Origin of the sequence: Pseudoflavonifractor sp. MSJ-30 (genome assembly GCF_018918045.1) — a bacterium.
Classification (GTDB): Bacteria; Bacillota; Clostridia; order Oscillospirales; family Oscillospiraceae; genus Faecousia.
Genome location: NZ_JAHLPU010000018.1, coordinates 86,106 through 103,371, shown reverse-complemented (window position 1 = coordinate 103,371; position 17,266 = coordinate 86,106). Strand labels below are relative to the sequence as shown.

Below are 17,266 nucleotides of genomic sequence, written 5' to 3'. Positions count from 1 at the left end.
AAAAATCAGATTTCCATGATAACAGGCAGGATCATGGGATTGCGCTTGGTGGTCTTAAACAGGTAGCCGCTGATGTCGTTTTTAATGGCGGACTTAATGGCAGACCAGTCTCTTACCCGCTTGCGCTGGCAGCGGTCAATGGCCTCCATGGCCACAGTCTTCAGTTCCTCCATCAGATCCTCGGATTCCTTTACATAGATAAAGCCTCTGGTGATGATGTCCGGGCCGGAGACCACGCTGCCATCCTGGCTGCTCAGGTTGACGCAGACAACGATCATGCCGTCCTGGGCCAGGTGCTTCCGATCACGCAGGACCACGCTGCCAACGTCGCCCACACCGGTGCCGTCCACAAAGACTTTGCCCGCAGGCACGGAGCCGTTTTCTTTGCAGGACTTCCCGGTGAACTCGAACACGGTGCCAATTTCACCAATGTGGATGTTCCGGGGGTTCATGCCCATAGACTGGGCCAGCTTGGCGTGGATTTGCAGATGCCGCTGTTCACCATGGAGAGGGATAAAGAACCGGGGCTTGACCAAAGCGTGGATAATCTTCAGCTCCTCCTGGCAGGCGTGGCCGGAGACGTGGAGCCCTTCGCTCTTTTCATAAACCACGTCGGCACCCTTCCGATAAAGCTCGTTGATGATTCGGGAAATGGCCTTTTCGTTTCCGGGAATGGCAGAAGCGGAGATGATGATCCGGTCTCCGGAGGTAACGTCCACCTGTTTGTGGGTGGAGAATGCCATCCGGTACAGTGCGGACATATTCTCACCCTGGGAGCCGGTGGAGACAATGACCAGCTTGTTTTTGGGGATACTCTTGATGGTGTTCAGGTCCACGATGGTGCCCTGCTTGACCTTCAGGTAGCCCAGCTCCTGGGCGACCTTCAGCATATTCTCCATGCTGCGCCCGGTAACGGCCACCTTGCGGCCGTAGCGCTGCGCGGTGGAGATAACGCTCTGGATGCGGTGCATGTTGGAGGCGAAGGTGGTGATGATGATGCGCTGGTCGCAGTTGCGGAACTGCCGGTCCAGACTTTCGGCCACAACATTTTCGCTGGGGGTATAGCCCTGGCGCTCCACATTTGTGGAGTCGGCCAGCAGGGCCAGAACGCCCTGATTGCCCAGCTCGCCCAGCCGGGCCAGGTTCATCATGCCGTCAGAGGAGGTGGGGTCGATCTTAAAGTCACCGGTCATGACCACGGTACCCACAGGGGTTTTGATGGCAAAGGCTACAGCGTCGGCAATGGAGTGGTTTACATGGATGAATTCCACGCTGAAGCATCCGGCCTTGACCACGTCACCGGGCTTGTGGGTGATCAGCTTTACGGAATCCGCCAGATGGTGCTCCTCCAGCTTCAACTTGATCAGACCATTGGTCATGGCGGTGCCGTGGATGGGGCAGTTTACCTGTTTCATGCAGTAGGGGATGGAGCCGATGTGGTCCTCGTGGCCGTGGGTGATGAACATACCCCGCAGTTTCTTCTGGTTTGCCACCAGATAGGAAAAGTCGGGAATCACCAGATCCACGCCGTACATGTCCTCATCCGGGAAGCCCACGCCGCAGTCCACGACGATCATATCCTTGCCATATTCCAAAACGGTGATGTTTTTACCGATTTCGTCCAGTCCACCCAGAGGGATAATTTTCAGTTTTTCAGCCAATTTGTGTGAAATCTCCTTTCAAAAATAACAAATAGAACACAAGGGGACCCTGAACAATTCAGAGATTCCCATCAAATTACATAGCAAACAAAGCGGCCGAGCCGGGAATCGGAAGCCCTGTAACGCTTCGTTTTTCTCCGGGCAGCGCCCACATATATAACCGAAAAGCAATGTTGTGTTCTGCCTGCCCTCGCCTGTGTGCCCATGGGCGTATGCGGGGCGGAAACGGAACCTCTGCTCTTCACAGCGGCCTTCAAATGCCGGTCTATATTTGTCTGCCGGGTCTGCCTACCCGCGCAATTCGATGCATAGTATAGCACACTCCCGGATAAAAGTATACATTTATTTTCGTAAACATTTTTTTACGGCGAATTTGATCAGAAAAACAGTTGCGCGAGCGTACTCTTTTTGCTATAATAAATGAACCTATGGATTCGGTCAAGCGGCTAGCGGAAAGGAGCAGACTATGGATAAAAAGCTGGAGCGGTTGCTGAAGCCCGGAAAGGGCATCTATTTCTTCATACTTTTCTGCTTCTGTGCCCTGTCCTTTCTGACGGGGCATACCTGGCTGGGCATTGGCGAACTGGCTGTTGCTTTGCTTACCCTGACTTTCTATCTGGTGGAGCGGAATCACCGGAAGCATATGCTTGCTCAGTACCTGCAATCGGATCCCGATACACTGGAAAGTGCCTGCAAGGGGGATGGCCCGCTTCCCGCACTCATGGTGCAGATGGATACCGGCAGCGTTACCTGGGAGAATTTTCGCTTTTCCAAGCTGACCGGCGGCTTGAATGCCATGGTGGATGAAAAACTGGAGGATATTCTGCCGGGTGCGTCCCTGGACTTTCTCACCGAAGGAAAAAATGAAGCACCTCGGGATGTGACCCTGAATGGCCGCCGCTACCGGGTCTACGGCAGCATCCTGCGGGGATCCGACAACCGCCTGGGTGTGCTGTATTTGAGCGACCTGACGGAGATGTACCAGATTCGGGACGAATACATTCGTTCCCGCCCTGTAGTCGCCATTATTCTGATTGATAATTACGAGGAGATGACTCAGAACCTGACGGAGAGCGCCATTTCCAAGCTCAACGCCAACCTGAACGACACCATTACCCAGTGGACGGAAGAGTACCGGGGACTTCTGCGCCGTCTGGAGCGGAATCGTTTTCTGTTCATTTTTGAAAAGCGGGACCTGGACCGGGCCAAGGCGGACAAGTTCTCCTTGCTGGAGAAGATCCATAAGATCCAAAGTCCTTCCGGCCTGGCTGCCTCCATTTCCATCGGCCTGGGTGTGGACGGCGCGGACTTTGAGGAGGGGTACAGCTTTGCGGCCCTGAGTATTGAAATGGCCCTGAGCCGGGGCGGCGATCAGGCCGTTATCAAGGATCGGTTCAATTTTGATTTCTACGGCGGCCGCAGCAAGGAGACGGAGTACCGCAGCAAGGTCCGTTCCCGGGTAACCGCCAATTCCATGATGGAGCTGATCGCGCAGAGCGACCATGTATTCATCATGGGCCATAAAAACGCGGACCTGGATTCCCTTGGCGCGGCGGTGGGCATTAATTGCCTGTGCCGGAAGAAGGGGAAAAAGGCCAGCATTGTTATTGATCTGGAGCACAATGCCTGCCCAAGACTGCTGGACGAGCTGCGGGGCGTACCGGAATATCGGGATATCTTCCTGTCCGGTCAGGACGCGCTGCTGGCTTGCGATAATAAGAGCATCCTGATCGTCGTGGATACCAACCGACCGGATCAGGTGGAGTTCCAGCCCCTGTTGGAGGCTATTTCCAAGGTGTGCGTGGTGGATCATCACCGCCGGGCAGCGGATTATATCAATCCCGTGGTGGTCAACCTTCACGAGACCTACGCTTCTTCCGCCTGCGAACTGGTGACGGAACTGGTGAGTTATGCCGTGGAGAGCCGGGATGTGCTGCCCATTGAGGCAAAGAGCCTGATGGCCGGTATCTGCCTGGACACCAAGTTCTTTAACGTCCGAACCGGCGAACGGACCTTTGAGGCCGCCGCGGTCCTGCGCCGCATAGGCGCGGATACCACAGAAGTAAAGCTGCTTCTGCAAAATGACTTCCACGATACTTTGGAGAAATACCAGATCATCAAGGAGGCCAAGCTCTATCGGGACGATCTGGCTATTGCGGCGCTGGAACAGACCACAAACCGGATCCTTGCCGCCCAGGCAGCCGATGAGCTTTTGAATATTTCCGGCATTACCGCCTCTTTCGTGCTGTATCCCGATGGAGACGTGACCATTATTTCCGCCCGCAGCATCGGCACGGCCAATGTGCAGATGATTCTGGAGCCTCTGGGCGGCGGCGGCAACGCTGCCACAGCCGGAGCGCAAATGCAGGGCGTAACCGTAAAGGATGCACTGGACAAACTGATCGCGTCCATTGACGCTTTCTATGAAGAATAAGGAGAATCAGAAAATGAAAGTTATTTTGTTGCAGGATGTTCGTGGAAAGGGCAAGAAGGGCCAGATGCTGGAGGTTTCCGACGGCTATGCCCGGAACTACATGCTGCCCAGAAAGATCGCCATTGAGGCCACTGCCGATGCTGTCAATACCATGCGCATGAACGATAAAGCCACCCAGGAGCGCATTGCCAAGGAAAAGGCTGAGGCAATGGAGGTTTCCCGGAAGCTGCGGGAGATGACTGTCGTTGTGAACGCCAAGGGCGGCGGAAACGGCCGTCTCTTCGGCTCCGTTACCAATCAGGAAATTGCCGATGCTTTGAAGGCAAAGACCGGTATTGCTCTGGATAAGCGGAAGATTGTGATCAACGACGCCATTAAAAATGTGGGCACCTATACCGTGACCTGCAAGCTTGGCTATGAAATCACCGCGCCTCTGACGGTCAAGATCGAGGAAATCTAAAAGAACCCTACCCGCAAAAAGGAGAGAGACCATGGATGAAGAATTGATGGCCAGACAGCAGCCCCAGTCTCTGGAGGCGGAGCAGGCCGTTCTCGGCTCTATTCTCATCGACAGCCGCTGCATTTCGGATATTATCGGCATTCTGAAGCCGGAGGATTTCTACCAGGAGCAGAACCGGGAGATCTATGAAACGGTCTATACCATGTTCAACTTCTCGGAGACCATTGACCCCATTACCATTCTGGACAAGCTGAAGGAGCTGGGCTACTACCACGAGAATTCTCTGGAATATGTGAAGCAGCTCATGGAAATTACGCCTACCGCTGCCAATGCCGTGCGGTATGCCAATATTGTCCAGGAAAAGGCCATGCTCCGGGGCCTGGGCCAGGCGGCAGGGGATATTACCGAGATGGTCTATGACCAGACCGGTACTGCCGGAGAAATTCTGGAGTCCGCTGAAAAAAAGATCTACGCTCTGCGCAAGGGCGAGCGGGGCGATAGCCTGGAGCATATCGGAACGACCATGCATCGGGTTTTCGACCACCTGAATGAGCTGTCCAAGTCCGACTCCGCCATTGCGGGTATGTCCACAGGTCTGCGGGACCTGGATACCAAAATCAATGGACTGAACAAATCCGATCTTTTGCTGATCGCAGCCCGTCCCGCTATGGGTAAGTCCGCGTTTGCTCTGAATATCGGGGTGAATGTCGCCAGCAACTATAACAAAACGGTTGCCATTTTCAACCTGGAAATGTCCAGAGAGCAGTTGGCCATGCGTATGCTTGCCAATAAAAGCTATGTGGAAATGCAGAAGCTGGCAACCGGCAAGCTCAGCGAGGATGAGTGGAATAAGATCTGCATGGGCGCTTCGGATCTGAGCCGGATGGATATTCGCATTGATGACAATCCCACCATCACCGTGGCCGACATCAATGCAAAATGCCGCCGGCTGGACAACCTGGGCCTCATCATTATCGACTATCTGCAGCTGATGCAGGGCTCCGGCTACGGAAAGAACAGTGAGAACCGTGTTGTTGTTGTCGGCGAAATTTCCCGGTCTTTGAAGATCATGGCAAAGGAACTGAATGTGCCTGTGATCTGCCTGAGCCAGCTGTCCCGTGCGGTGGAGAGCCGGACGGATAAACGGCCTATCCTTTCGGACCTTCGAGAATCCGGCGCTATCGAGCAGGATGCGGACTCCGTTATGTTTTTGTATCGGGACGAATATTATAATCCGAACACCGAGGAGACGGGTACGGCGGAATGCATTGTTGCAAAAAACCGTCACGGCGAGACCGGTACGGTAAAGCTCCAGTGGGTGGGTCAGTACCAGTCCTTTGCGGATCGGGAGTGGAAGCATGCTGAATAAACTGCGTGCCTTTAACAGGGAATACGCCCTGATCACGCCGGGGGACCGGGTGACGGCGGCGGTATCCGGCGGCGCGGATTCCGTTGCGCTGCTGTTTGCCCTGTACCTGTTGAAAGACGAGCTGGAGATTGAGCTGGAGGCTGCCCATTTTAACCATCACCTTCGGGGGGAGGAGTCGGATCGGGATGAGGATTTTGTCCGAGAATTCTGCGGTCGCTATGATATCCCGCTCCATGTGGGCAGCGGGGTGATCATCCCCGGAAAAAAAGGGCTGGAGGCTGCTGCCCGGGACGCGAGGTATGCTTTTTTGCGCGCGCTTCCCGGCAAAGTCGCCACCGCGCATACGGCGGACGACAATGCCGAGACGGTGCTTATGCGTATGATTCGCGGTACCGGCCTGAAAGGACTGGGGGCCATTGCTCCGGTCAGCGGGAATGTGATTCGCCCTATGCTGACAGTCACCCGGGCGGAAGTGGAAAAATTCCTGGCAGAATATGCCTTGCCCCACGTGGAGGATAGCTCCAACGGCTCAGACGCGTTTCTGCGCAACCGTGTGCGCCGGGAGATCATGCCGCTTCTGCGGGCAGAGAACCCCAAAATAGGAGAGAATCTTTCCTCCATGGCACTGCTGCTGCGGCAGGATGAAAGCTGCCTGCAGGCAGACATTCCGGACAGACTTCCGGAGGTTTTGGAGCTGCGGGCCATGGAGCCAGCCCTCCGCAGAAGGGCGCTGGAACGGTTTCTCAAACATTCCGGCGTTAAAGAGCCGGAACAGTCCCATATTTTACAGGCTGAGCAGCTTGTCTTCCACCGGAGACCGTCGGCAAGGATGCAGTTCCCGGGCGGAGTGACCATCGGACGGGAATATGGCAGGCTGGTTCGTATAGAAGACACGGCGGGGATTCCCGAGACGGCGCTTGCTGTTCCGGGTACAACACAAATCGGGAATCTTCTTTTTTCCTGCGAAGCAGCCGCTGACTTGGACGAAAAGCCGGACAGCTTTTTGGTGAAGCCGGAGGGGACGCTGATTATTCGGAGCCGCCGGACAGGGGACGAAATGCGGCTTTCCGGCGGCACGAAGAGCCTGAAAAAAATGTATATCGACCGTAAGATCCCCGCAGCCCGCCGGGCACAGCTCCCTGTGCTGGCGGATGACCGGGGAGTGCTGGCGGTTTTTGGTCTGGGTGCGGACGTTCGATTCTGCGCCGGAACCCTTCCCGCGGTGCGGGTCACTCTCACAGAGGAATAAAACGGAGGTCAAATCATGGAAAAAGATATTTTGAAGGTTCTGATCACAGAGGAGCAGATTCGGCAGCGCATTCAGGAGCTGGGCGAGGAGCTGACCCGGGACTATCAGGGCAAGGACCCCATTATTGTTGGTGTCCTTAAGGGCGTTGTCGTCTTCTATGCCGATATGATCCGGCAGATCAAGACTCCCTGTCAGATGGACTTTATGTGGATATCCTCCTATGCGGGTACGACCTCCACCGGCAATATGGTGGTGAAGCGGGATATCGGTTCCGATATCAAGGGCCGCCATGTATTGATTCTGGAGGATATCTACGATACCGGCAGCTCTCTGGATTTTACCTATCGTCATCTGCTTTCCAAGGAGCCCGCATCCCTGAAGATCTGCACCTTCCTGGATAAGCCCGAGCGGCGGAAACCCGGCATTACTTTGAAGGCCGACTATGTTGGCTATACTGTCCCCAATGAGTTTGTGGTGGGCTATGGCCTGGATTATAACGAGCATTACCGAAATCTGCCCTATATCGGCGTTCTGAAACCTGAGGCCTATGGGGCCTGAGCGAGAAATAAGGAGTTTTTGCAGCATTGAATTATCGTAAGTTCATTCCAACCATTCTGTATCTGGTGGTTCTGTTTCTGGTTCTTTCCTGGGCCAGCGGCCTTATGAGCGGGACCACCGACTCCGTGCCCTATTCCAGGGTCGTGGAGCTGTTTCAGCAGGAGCAGGTCAAGAGTTTTGTGGTGAAGGACAACACCATTACCCTGGAGCTGCGCAGCCCGGTGAACGGCCGCACGGAGATCAGGACCAATCTGGCCCAGCCGGAGCAGTTCCGCAGCGAGTATGAGAGCCTTTTCCAGCAACAGCATGATAAGGGCATTCTGGAAAGCTATGATTTTATTCCCACAAAGAGTTTTACAGCCTATGATATTGTGTTCCCGCTGCTGATTGTGGGCGCGGTTCTGCTGGTTTTGTGGACCCTGATCATGGGCCGCATGAATGGCAATAATCCTATGGCAAACTTCGGCAGAGCCAGAACTGTTCTGGGCGTGCCGGACGGAAAGAAAGTGACTTTCGCTGACGTTGCCGGTGCGGACGAGGAAAAAGAAGAGCTTGAGGAAATCGTAGACTTCCTTCGCAATCCAAAAAAATTTACCGACATCGGCGCGCGCATTCCCCACGGCATTCTGCTGGTAGGTCCTCCGGGCACCGGCAAGACCCTGCTTGCCCGGGCAGTAGCCGGAGAGGCGGGGGTCCAGTTTCTCTCCATTTCCGGATCTGATTTCGTTGAAATGTATGTGGGCGTGGGCGCCAGCCGTGTCCGCGACCTGTTTGAGCAGGCGAAGAAGCTGGCTCCTTCCATTATTTTCATTGACGAGATCGACGCCGTGGGCCGCAAGCGCGGAACAGGTCTCGGCGGCGGCCACGATGAAAAGGAGCAGACCCTGAACCAGCTGCTGGTGGAGATGGACGGCTTCGGCCATACCGAGGGCATTATCGTCCTTGCCGCCACCAACCGGCCGGATATTTTGGATCCTGCCTTGCTGCGACCCGGACGGTTTGACCGGCAGATTCAGGTCAACGCCCCGGATGTAAAGGGCCGTGAGGAGATTCTAAAGGTCCATTCCAGAGACAAGAAGCTGGATTCCTCTGTCAATCTGCGCACCATTGCCCGGGCAACCTCCGGCTTTACCGGTGCGGATCTGAGCAATCTTCTGAATGAGGCCGCTATTCTGGCGGCCCGGGAGAACCGGCCTGTGCTGAATATGGAGGACATCAACGAGGCGCTGATGAAGATCGTGGCGGGTCCCGCCAAGAAGAGCCATGTGCAGTCCCGCCGGGATCTGAAGACCACCGCCATCCACGAAGCGGGCCACGCCGTGGCTATGTACCGGCTGCCCTCCCACGACCCCGTGCGTCAGATTTCCATTGTGCCCCGCGGCAGAAGTCTGGGAGCTACCTGGTATCTGCCCAAGGACGATTCCTCCAACCTGACCCGAAACGAAATGTATGAGCAGATCGTGGGTCTGCTGGGCGGCCGTGTGGCTGAGGCCCTGTATGTAGGCGACATCTCCGTGGGTGCGTCCAACGACATTGACCGGGCGACCAAGCTCGCAAAGGATATGGTAGCCCGCTATGGTATGTGCGAAAAACTGGGCACAGTCTCCTATCTGGACGACGGCGAGGTCTTCATCGGCCGGGACTACCAGAATACCAAGAGCTACTCCGAGAAAGTGGCCGGAACCATTGATGAGGAGGTCAAATCTCTTATCGACCGGGCCTATGAAGACTGCAAGGCCATTCTCGAAAAGGACGGCGACAAGCTGCAGCAGGTGGTATCCTACCTTATGGAGCATGAGACCATGACCGGGGCGCAGTTTGCGGACATGATGGAGGGCAGAGAGCTTTCCGAGGCATCCGCTACCGCGCTTACCGATGGCTATGGCGAGGAAGACAGCGAATGATTGCATCACCCCGGCAGACCAGTCTGCCGGGGCTTTTCGCGCTTGACAGAAAGTGCTATAATAAAGCTATCAAAAGCAAGGAGGAATATGCATGCGTAAGAATTTCGGAGCAAAGGCATGGACCTATCCCCAGCCTGTATTTATCATCGCCGCCTATGACGAGAACGGCACCCCGGACGCAATGAACGCCGCCTGGGGCGGCATCAGCGACAGCGAAGAGATTTCTATCTGCCTTAGTGCCGGCCACAAAACCGTAAAGAATATTCTGACGAGAAAAGCGTTTACCATCAGCATGGCGACAGCCGCGCAGGCGGCGGCCTGCGACTTTGTGGGTATTGTAAGTGCCAATCAGGTGCCGGACAAGTTCCAGCGGGCGGGCTTCCATGCCGAAAAGGCCAGCCAGGTGGACGCGCCTCTGATTCGGGAGCTGCCCATGGCGCTGGAGTGTGAGCTGGTGCGCTATGACCCCGGCACCGGCCGGATGGTGGGCCGGATCGTCAATGTCTGTGCTGATGAAGCTGTGCTGGATGAAACCGGCAAGATCGATCCTGAGAAGCTGGAGCCGATCGTCTTTGACCCTGTACACAATACCTACCGCAAGCTGGGCGAAATCGCCGGTCACGCTTTTCGGGACGGCATGCAGCTGAAGTGATTTTTTACAAGGCGGGAAGTAAAAATCCTGCCGAAACTGGGCGAGTATACAAAACCCCTGCCGAAAACGCATTTTCGGCAGGGGTATGCTATAGTTACCCCAACGAAAACTGAATATTGTGCGATAGGAAGCTGACGGAAAACAGGGCGTTTGCCCGACCGAAGGAGTAACACTCTCAGGTGCCGCGTTTGCGCGGCAGGACCGCCGGTGGATCGCACTCTGGAGACATCTGAATTTTTCAGAGGCCGAAGGTGCAAGGGGTGTTTCTCACCGAATCTCTCAGGCAAAAGGACAGAGTATTTTGATTCCGCAGTGGCGTATTGACTGCGGCGTATCTGAACTTTTTTGACAGGAGTACCCCATGCGGGTATTCCTGTTTTTCATAGAAAAGGGAGGATTGTTTATGAACGGACTGCGGGATCTTATAGCCACGGTCAACGGGAAAGTGAATGACTTTGTTTGGGGCCTGCCCATGCTGGTGCTGCTGGTGGGTACCGGCATTTTGATGACGGTGCTGACGAAGGGCTTTCAGCTGATTTACTTCAAATGCTGGATGGACAATACCGTCGGTGCCATTTTTAAGAACAAGCATGTTACTGCCCACACCGGCAAGGAGGACCGTTCCATCAGCCAGTTTCAGAGCCTTTGTACAGCTCTGGCGGCGACCATCGGTACCGGCAATATCGCGGGTGTTGCCGCGGCCATTGCGGCAGGCGGCCCCGGGTCAATTTTCTGGATGTGGATTGTTGCGATTTTCGGTATGATGACCAACTATTCCGAAAACGTACTGGGAATCTATTACCGCCGGAAGAACACGGCAGGGGAATGGTCCGGTGGGGCCATGTACTACCTGCGGGATGGCCTTGGCAGTTTCAAGGGCTGCAGGCAGGTGGGTAAGATCCTGGCACTGCTGTTCAGCGTGTTCTGCATTTTTGCGAGCTTTGGCATCGGCAATATGGGACAGATCAATTCCATCGCCACCAACATGCGGGCGGTTTTTTCCATTCCCAACTGGGTCGCAGGCATTTTCCTGATGGTCGTTGCTGCGCTGGTGGTGGTCGGCGGCCTGAAACGGATTGCGGCGGTTACGGAAAAGCTCGTGCCGGTCATGGCACTGCTGTATGTGCTTGGGGCGCTGGTCAGCGTTGTCTGGAACTATCAAAGCATCCTTCCGGCGTTTGCCTCTATCTTCAAGGGCGCCTTTGCTGTGAAGGCAGTTGGGGGCGGCATCGTCGGCAGCGGTGTGAAGGCGGCGGTGACCTGGGGCATGAAGCGGGGCGTCTTCTCCAATGAGGCGGGCCTGGGCTCCAGCGTTATGGTCCATTCCAGTTCCAATGTAAAGGAACCTGTGGCGCAGGGAATGTGGGGCATTTTTGAGGTCTTTGCCGATACCCTTGTGGTCTGCACCCTGACGGCACTGGTGGTGCTCACCAGCGGATTGGTGGACCTGAATACCGGTGCTGTGCTGACTTCCATGGAAAAGACCGCCATGGTGGCTGAGGCGTTCAGTCTGCATTTCGGAAGCTTCGGCAGTGCCTTTATTGCCATTGCAATTCTGCTTTTCGCTTTCTCTACGGTCCTCGGCTGGAGCCACTACGGAACCAAAGCGTTTGAGTATCTTTTCGGCACCAGAGCAGCCATGGGCTACAAGGTTTTCTTTGTACTCTTTGTTATTGTGGGCGCGACCATGCAGCTGGACCTGGCCTGGGACCTCAGCGATACCTTTAACGGTCTTATGGCCATTCCCAACCTGATTGGCGTGGTAGCGCTCAGCGGTATGGTTCGGAAAATTACCCGAAATTACATAGACCGCCGCCTTCACGGCAGAGACATTGAACCTATGTACTCCGCTTTTCCGGAAGTGCAGAAAGAGCAGGAGAAAACAGTCAACCCGTAAATTCGGAACAGGGCCTGCGGGCCCTGTTTTTTTAGTTGCGTATGGCATCGAAATTTGATATGATATGGAAAAAGTCGGCGTCCCGACAAAAAGCGAGGAAAGACCATGCGAAAGGTAATTGCATTCATGCTGACGCTGCTGCTTCTGACGGTCCCCGTCTGGGCGGACGAAACGGAGGAAGCACGGAATGTTCGGGAAATTTATACTGTAGAGGATTTGTACGCGGTCAAGGAAGCCCCAACCGAGAGCTATATCCTGATGGAAGATCTGGATATGAAGGGGCAGACCTGGACTCCGTTTGCTTTTTCCGGCCACTTTGACGGTCAGGGACACAGCATTCTGAATCTGGAGCTTTCCGAACCGGGGGCGGAAATGTTCACGGTGGTGGACGGTACCCAGCAGACGTTTGACGCTGTTTTCTGCGGCCTTTTTTCGGCGCTTACGAATGCGGAAGTTAAAAATCTGAACCTGCTGAATGTTCATGGTGTGATCCAGTCAGCCCAGCCCTGTCTGGCGGGCCCCATTGCGGGCTACAGCATGGACAGCACCATTACGGATTGCTCCGTTACCGGGCGGCTGGAACTGCGGGCTTATAACAGTATGTATGGGCTTGGGGGCCTGGCGGGCTATGGCGTAGGCGATATCGTAGGGTGCAAAACCGATGTGACCCTGATCTGCGTAGATACAGACGACTCTACTATGGATTTCCAATTTATGGGCGGCGCCTATGCCGCGGGCTTTATGACCGTTGAGAATTGTGATATCAAGCTGGATGGCTATATTTCCGAGCATGGCTATGTTCACAGCGGCGGCGTAGTGGGGATGCTGATGCAGTACCCCATTGCCATGGGACGCAGCGGACTGATCACGGACAATACTGTTTCCGGAAAAGTGAGTTTTTTTGAACACAGCGACAGATACCACGGCTATTGCGGAAAGGTCTATGGCGATCTGAAGACGAATGTCAACTTTAACTACCGTATCACCGACAACGACGCCTTTGTGGAAAGGAACGAAACCAGAGACTACTCCAGAGAACTGCGGCCGGAAACCTGCGAGAAGCCGGACTATGAGAAGACAGTGGTCCCGGCGGACTGCACGCATTTTGGCTACACAAAATACACCTGCAAGGGCTGCGGATATACTTTCCTTTCGGATTATCAGCTGCACACCTCCCACAGCATTTCCGAGTGGAAGGTGATCAAGCCTGCCACCCGGGAGGAGACCGGGGAAAGCGTCGGAAAATGCGACGTGTGCGGGGCAGAGGAGACCCGGATCGACCCGGTACTGACGGAGCCGGAACCTGAAACTGTGCCGGAGACAGAACCGGAGACCCGGCCGGAGACAACCGCGGCCACGGAGGCCGTCACGGAGCCTGAGACCATCCCTGTAACGGAACCGGAAACCGTTCCGGAGACGGTTCTGCCGGAGAAAGTGCCCTCCGGCAAGAGGCCATCTTTTCACCTACTGTGGATATTGGCACTGATTGCCGTAATCCTTGTGGCTTTGATCTGGCGGATGCTGGCCTATAAACCCCAGCACGCGAAGAAACGGAAGAAAAAAGAACAGTAAAAAACAGGGACGGCCATCGGTCGTCCCTGTAATGCTGTCAAAATTTACTTTGCTTCTGCCAGCGCCTGCTTCAGGGCGGTGGCCAGCTGATCGGGGCAGGAGGTGCTCTTCATACCGCACTGGATGCCGGCTACCCGGTCAATCACATCCTCGGCCTTCATGCCTTCTACCAGGGCGCCGATGCCCTTCAGGTTGCCGTTGCAGCCGCCGATGAACTGCACATTGTGAATTTTTCCGTCTTCCAGGTCAAAGAAAATGGTCCGGGAGCAGGTGCCCTTGGTGGTGTACTCGTAATGCATAATGCGTTTTTCCTTTCTGATCTTTGAATTTCTTATTTGGTAAGGTCTGCCAGTTTGGCGTCCAGCAGTGCCGCAATGGGCAGCGGGGGAACGATCATCTGATGGCCCCGCTCTCCGGCGGACAGGGCAATGGTGTCCGACAGCTGACAGAGTTCGTCGATATAGGTGGGGTATTTCTTTTTCATCCCCACAGGGCTGCAGCCGCCCCGGATATAGCCAGTCAGCCCCAGCAGTTCCTTTACATGGATCAGCTCCATGTTTTTGTCTCCGGCCGCCTTGGCGGCTTTTTTCAGGTCCAGTTCGCAGCACACGGGGATGCAAAACACATTGATGCCGGTTCGCTCGCCCCGGGCCACCAGAGTTTTGAAGACCTGTTCCTCCGGCATGCCCAGAACCTGGGCCGCGTGGATGCCGCTGAGGTCACTTTCATCATATTCGTAAAATTTTTCCTCGTAAGGAATGCCGGCCTTTTCCACAAGGCGGATAGCATTTGTTTTTGCAGACATTCTGAATCACCGCCCCCTATTATAGCCGCCTTTCCTCCTTTTTGCAATAGGGAATTGAATCTCCGCTTTTGGGATATCCTATGTAAAAAAGGAGGACGAACATGGAAACGGAGAAAAACGCGGATATCAAAAAAGAGGAGCGGAACCAGATTGTGGAGTTGGGTTCCGACATGACCCGTTCGGAAAAGGGCAATATTTACACGCTGACCATTATTGGCCAGATTGAGGGCCACCAGGTGGCCCCGGAGACGGTGAAAACCACGAAATACGAGCATATCCTGCCCCTGCTTGCGGGAATCGAGGAGAGCGACGATGTGGACGGCTTGCTCCTTTTGCTCAATACGGTGGGCGGCGACATTGAGGCAGGGCTTGCCATAGCGGAAATGATTGCGGGGATGCGAAAGCCTACAGTGTCTCTGGTGCTGGGGGGCGGGCACTCCATCGGCATCCCTCTGGCGGTGTGCACAAAGCGTTCCTTCATTACCCCTACGGCCAGCATGACCGTGCATCCTGTCCGCATGACCGGGCTGGTGGTGGGAGCGCCCCAGACCTTCCGGTACTTCCAGCGTATCCAGGAACAGATCGCGGAATTCGTTACAGCCAACTCCCGGATATCCAAGAGGGAATTCGAAAAGTATATGATGGCAACGGGGGAGATGGCCACGGATGTAGGCACCATTCTCTACGGCAAGGAAGCGGTGGCCTCCGGCCTTATCGACCGCCTGGGCGGCCTGAACGATGCGCTGACCTGTCTGCATAAAATGATTGATAAGCGCAAAGCGGAAAAGAAATCATAATGAATGCCCGGCGGGAATGAACCGCCGGGTGTTTCCACATTTGCGGAAACAGAGAAAAAAACATTGTATTTTTCTGGATTTGTGATACAATAATCAAAACTGTGGAAAGCAGCAAGCAATGCAGTGATTTAGGAGGTTATTTTTATGGCTGAATATAGGCAGTACATCACCCAGACTGAAGAGAATGGGCGTGTTTTAATTTCTGAAGATGTTGTGTCGGTTATCGCGGAGCATGCGGTTTCCGAGGTGGAGGGCGCCGCCGGAATCTATGCCAAGCCCGGCAACGAGGTCGCGGACCTGATCGGCAAGAACTGGGGCCGGGGTCTGAAGATCCAAATTGCCGAGGATAATTCCGTAACCATTGACATGGATATCCTGATCCATTACGGCTACAGTGTTGTAGACGTAGCCGGCAATGTGCAGACCGCTGTTGCCTCCGCTGTGGAATCCACGACCGGCGTCAAGGTGACCGCGGTGAATGTGAATGTCAGCGGCATTTCCCGAAAGTAAGAGGTTTGGAATGACAAGAGCAGATGCGAGAGAACTGGCCGTTCATTTGATTTATGCCCGGGAGTTTACGGGCGAGGAGCCGGAGCAGGTGGTCGCCACCCGTCTGAATAAGGAATACTATCCCTCTCTTTCTCAGGAGAATGCCGTCTATACGGACCGTCCCAGCAATTCTCAGCTGCGGTATATCGATTCCGTGGTGTCCGGCGTTGCCAACCGCAGCGACGAGCTGAACGAGGTTATCAAGCGCTTCTCCATCGGTTGGGATATCAGCCGTATTTCCCGGCTGACCCGGTGTGTTATGGAGCTGGCCATTTATGAAATTCTGTACGTAGACGATGTGCCCACCGGCGTCGCCATTTCCGAGGCGGTCCGTCTGGCGAAGCTCTACGACGGTGACGACACCGGCGCGTTCACCAACGGTATTCTGGGTGCGTTTGCCCGGAGTCTGACCGGGAACAAAGAGGAAAACTGACATGGGCGTGATTGGTATTGATACCAGCAATTACACCACCTCCATTGCCTTTTTGAATGGCGACTGGGGGGAGAATTGCGGAAAGCTCTTGCCTGTGAAACAGGGAGAGCTGGGACTGCGCCAATCCGATGCCGTTTTCGCACACATTAAAAGCCTGCCGGAGCTGTCCGGCAGGCTGTTTTCCCATATTCAGGGGGATACGATCACGGCGGTAGGCGTCAGCACCCGTCCCAGGGCAGTGGAGGGCAGCTATATGCCCTGCTTTTTGGTAGGGTACTCTCACGCAAAGCTTTTAAGCGAAGCATTCCATGTGCCCCTGGTGGAGGTTTCCCACCAGCAGGGACATATCGCGGCGGCTCTGTGGAGCGCGGGACGGCTGGAGCTACTGGACGCTCCCTTTCTGTCCTGGCATCTCTCTGGCGGAACCACAGAGCTTCTGCTGGCAGAGCCGGAGGGCAGGAATGTGAAATGCACGAAAATCGGCGGCACGACGGATATTTCCGCCGGTCAGCTGATTGACCGGACGGGTCAGCTTCTGGGTCTCCCGTTCCCGTCGGGCAAGCATCTGGATGCCCTGAGCGGGGAGGCGGAGAAAAAGGACAAATTCCGGGTCAAGTGCGAAAACAGCAGCTTTTCCCTCTCCGGGATGCAGAACAAGGTGACCCAGTATTTTGAGCAGGGGAACAGTCCCGCGGATACGGCGGCCTTTGCCCTGCGCTGTGTTGCCGGGGCGGTATACCAGGCCACGGAACAGGCACTGAAAGCATATCCCGGGCTGCCGGTGCTGTTTTCCGGCGGCGTGGCGTCCAATTCCATGCTGCGGCAGTGGATGGCACCGTTGAATCCCATATTTGCCCAGCCCCAGTATTCTACAGACAATGCCATGGGCGTGGCGGTGCTTGCCAGGCGGCTGACGGAGGTGTGAT

At 55.2% G+C, this 17,266-nt stretch carries 16 protein-coding genes and 1 riboswitch; of the genes, 13 read left to right on the top strand and 3 right to left on the bottom strand.

Going from position 1 to position 17,266, the window contains the following annotated elements:
* Nucleotides 1-5: 5 nt before the first annotated feature.
* A complete protein-coding gene (locus KQI10_RS02780; protein WP_216565881.1) occupies nucleotides 6-1,661 on the bottom strand; it encodes a ribonuclease J in 1,656 nt (551 codons plus the stop codon).
* A 466-nt stretch (nucleotides 1,662-2,127) separates the two neighbouring features.
* On the opposite strand from KQI10_RS02780, the gene KQI10_RS02775 reads away from it, so the two are divergent.
* From KQI10_RS02775 to KQI10_RS02735, 9 genes are all read left to right on the top strand, one after another.
* Entirely contained in the window at nucleotides 2,128-4,095 is a 1,968-nt protein-coding gene (locus tag KQI10_RS02775; RefSeq protein ID WP_216565880.1) for a DHH family phosphoesterase, read from the top strand.
* Between the two features lie 13 nt (nucleotides 4,096-4,108).
* The gene (rplI, locus tag KQI10_RS02770; protein ID WP_216565879.1) at nucleotides 4,109-4,555 is read left to right on the top strand and encodes a 50S ribosomal protein L9; all 447 of its coding nucleotides are present in this window, start codon (nucleotides 4,109-4,111) and stop codon (nucleotides 4,553-4,555) included.
* A gap of 31 nt (nucleotides 4,556-4,586) precedes the next feature.
* Complete coding sequence (dnaB, locus tag KQI10_RS02765; RefSeq protein WP_216565878.1) at nucleotides 4,587-5,924, top strand: replicative DNA helicase; 1,338 nt, start codon at nucleotides 4,587-4,589, stop codon at nucleotides 5,922-5,924.
* Nucleotides 5,914-7,173 (top strand): tRNA lysidine(34) synthetase TilS, encoded by a 1,260-nt coding sequence (tilS, locus tag KQI10_RS02760; RefSeq protein WP_216565877.1) that lies wholly within the window; start codon nucleotides 5,914-5,916, stop codon nucleotides 7,171-7,173. The genes dnaB and tilS overlap by 11 nt, the downstream gene beginning before the upstream one ends.
* A gap of 15 nt (nucleotides 7,174-7,188) precedes the next feature.
* Nucleotides 7,189-7,731, top strand: a complete 543-nt coding sequence (gene hpt, locus KQI10_RS02755; RefSeq protein ID WP_216565876.1) for a hypoxanthine phosphoribosyltransferase — start codon at nucleotides 7,189-7,191, stop codon at nucleotides 7,729-7,731.
* A 26-nt stretch (nucleotides 7,732-7,757) separates the two neighbouring features.
* A complete protein-coding gene (gene ftsH / locus KQI10_RS02750) occupies nucleotides 7,758-9,635 on the top strand; it encodes an ATP-dependent zinc metalloprotease FtsH (RefSeq protein WP_253285076.1) in 1,878 nt (625 codons plus the stop codon).
* A 91-nt stretch (nucleotides 9,636-9,726) separates the two neighbouring features.
* Entirely contained in the window at nucleotides 9,727-10,287 is a 561-nt protein-coding gene (locus KQI10_RS02745; protein WP_216565875.1) for a flavin reductase family protein, read from the top strand.
* 209 nt (nucleotides 10,288-10,496) lie between these two features.
* Nucleotides 10,497-10,592, top strand: a riboswitch (glycine riboswitch).
* 98 nt (nucleotides 10,593-10,690) lie between these two features.
* Nucleotides 10,691-12,184 (top strand): sodium:alanine symporter family protein, encoded by a 1,494-nt coding sequence (locus KQI10_RS02740; protein ID WP_216565874.1) that lies wholly within the window; start codon nucleotides 10,691-10,693, stop codon nucleotides 12,182-12,184.
* A gap of 105 nt (nucleotides 12,185-12,289) precedes the next feature.
* Nucleotides 12,290-13,756: a hypothetical protein gene (locus tag KQI10_RS02735; protein WP_216565873.1), complete on the top strand. Its 1,467-nt coding sequence runs from the start codon at nucleotides 12,290-12,292 to the stop codon at nucleotides 13,754-13,756.
* A gap of 44 nt (nucleotides 13,757-13,800) precedes the next feature.
* Here KQI10_RS02735 and KQI10_RS02730 read toward each other — a convergent pair whose 3' ends face one another.
* Entirely contained in the window at nucleotides 13,801-14,055 is a 255-nt protein-coding gene (locus KQI10_RS02730; protein WP_216565872.1) for a TIGR03905 family TSCPD domain-containing protein, read from the bottom strand.
* Nucleotides 14,056-14,087: 32 nt separating this feature from the next.
* The gene (gene ybaK / locus KQI10_RS02725; protein ID WP_216565871.1) at nucleotides 14,088-14,561 is read right to left on the bottom strand and encodes a Cys-tRNA(Pro) deacylase; all 474 of its coding nucleotides are present in this window, start codon (nucleotides 14,559-14,561) and stop codon (nucleotides 14,088-14,090) included.
* A 101-nt stretch (nucleotides 14,562-14,662) separates the two neighbouring features.
* Between ybaK and KQI10_RS02720 the strand changes: the two genes are divergently transcribed.
* The 4 genes from KQI10_RS02720 (at nucleotide 14,663) to KQI10_RS02705 (ending at nucleotide 17,265) form a co-directional block, all read left to right on the top strand.
* Nucleotides 14,663-15,358 (top strand): ClpP family protease, encoded by a 696-nt coding sequence (locus KQI10_RS02720; RefSeq protein WP_216565870.1) that lies wholly within the window; start codon nucleotides 14,663-14,665, stop codon nucleotides 15,356-15,358.
* Between the two features lie 144 nt (nucleotides 15,359-15,502).
* Nucleotides 15,503-15,868, top strand: a complete 366-nt coding sequence (locus tag KQI10_RS02715) for an Asp23/Gls24 family envelope stress response protein (protein WP_216565869.1) — start codon at nucleotides 15,503-15,505, stop codon at nucleotides 15,866-15,868.
* A 10-nt stretch (nucleotides 15,869-15,878) separates the two neighbouring features.
* On the top strand, nucleotides 15,879-16,340 hold the full coding sequence (gene nusB / locus KQI10_RS02710; RefSeq protein ID WP_216565868.1) for a transcription antitermination factor NusB: 462 nt from the start codon (nucleotides 15,879-15,881) through the stop codon (nucleotides 16,338-16,340).
* 1 nt (nucleotide 16,341) lies between these two features.
* Nucleotides 16,342-17,265 (top strand): DNA-binding protein, encoded by a 924-nt coding sequence (locus KQI10_RS02705; protein WP_216565867.1) that lies wholly within the window; start codon nucleotides 16,342-16,344, stop codon nucleotides 17,263-17,265.
* Nucleotide 17,266 lies beyond the last annotated feature (1 nt).

What these genes read in the sequence shown, in the direction of transcription:
- KQI10_RS02775 (WP_216565880.1), top strand. Translation starts at nt 2,128, where the DNA reads ATGGATAAAAAGCTGGAGCGGTTGCTGAAGCCCGGAAAGGGCATCTAT.
- rplI (WP_216565879.1), top strand. Translation starts at nt 4,109, where the DNA reads ATGAAAGTTATTTTGTTGCAGGATGTTCGTGGAAAGGGCAAGAAGGGC.
- dnaB (WP_216565878.1), top strand. Translation starts at nt 4,587, where the DNA reads ATGGATGAAGAATTGATGGCCAGACAGCAGCCCCAGTCTCTGGAGGCG.
- tilS (WP_216565877.1), top strand. Translation starts at nt 5,914, where the DNA reads ATGCTGAATAAACTGCGTGCCTTTAACAGGGAATACGCCCTGATCACG.
- hpt (WP_216565876.1), top strand. Translation starts at nt 7,189, where the DNA reads ATGGAAAAAGATATTTTGAAGGTTCTGATCACAGAGGAGCAGATTCGG.
- KQI10_RS02745 (WP_216565875.1), top strand. Translation starts at nt 9,727, where the DNA reads ATGCGTAAGAATTTCGGAGCAAAGGCATGGACCTATCCCCAGCCTGTA.
- KQI10_RS02740 (WP_216565874.1), top strand. Translation starts at nt 10,691, where the DNA reads ATGAACGGACTGCGGGATCTTATAGCCACGGTCAACGGGAAAGTGAAT.
- KQI10_RS02735 (WP_216565873.1), top strand. Translation starts at nt 12,290, where the DNA reads ATGCGAAAGGTAATTGCATTCATGCTGACGCTGCTGCTTCTGACGGTC.
- KQI10_RS02730 (WP_216565872.1), bottom strand. Translation starts at nt 14,055, where the DNA reads ATGCATTACGAGTACACCACCAAGGGCACCTGCTCCCGGACCATTTTC.
- ybaK (WP_216565871.1), bottom strand. Translation starts at nt 14,561, where the DNA reads ATGTCTGCAAAAACAAATGCTATCCGCCTTGTGGAAAAGGCCGGCATT.
- KQI10_RS02720 (WP_216565870.1), top strand. Translation starts at nt 14,663, where the DNA reads ATGGAAACGGAGAAAAACGCGGATATCAAAAAAGAGGAGCGGAACCAG.
- KQI10_RS02715 (WP_216565869.1), top strand. Translation starts at nt 15,503, where the DNA reads ATGGCTGAATATAGGCAGTACATCACCCAGACTGAAGAGAATGGGCGT.
- nusB (WP_216565868.1), top strand. Translation starts at nt 15,879, where the DNA reads ATGACAAGAGCAGATGCGAGAGAACTGGCCGTTCATTTGATTTATGCC.
- KQI10_RS02705 (WP_216565867.1), top strand. Translation starts at nt 16,342, where the DNA reads ATGGGCGTGATTGGTATTGATACCAGCAATTACACCACCTCCATTGCC.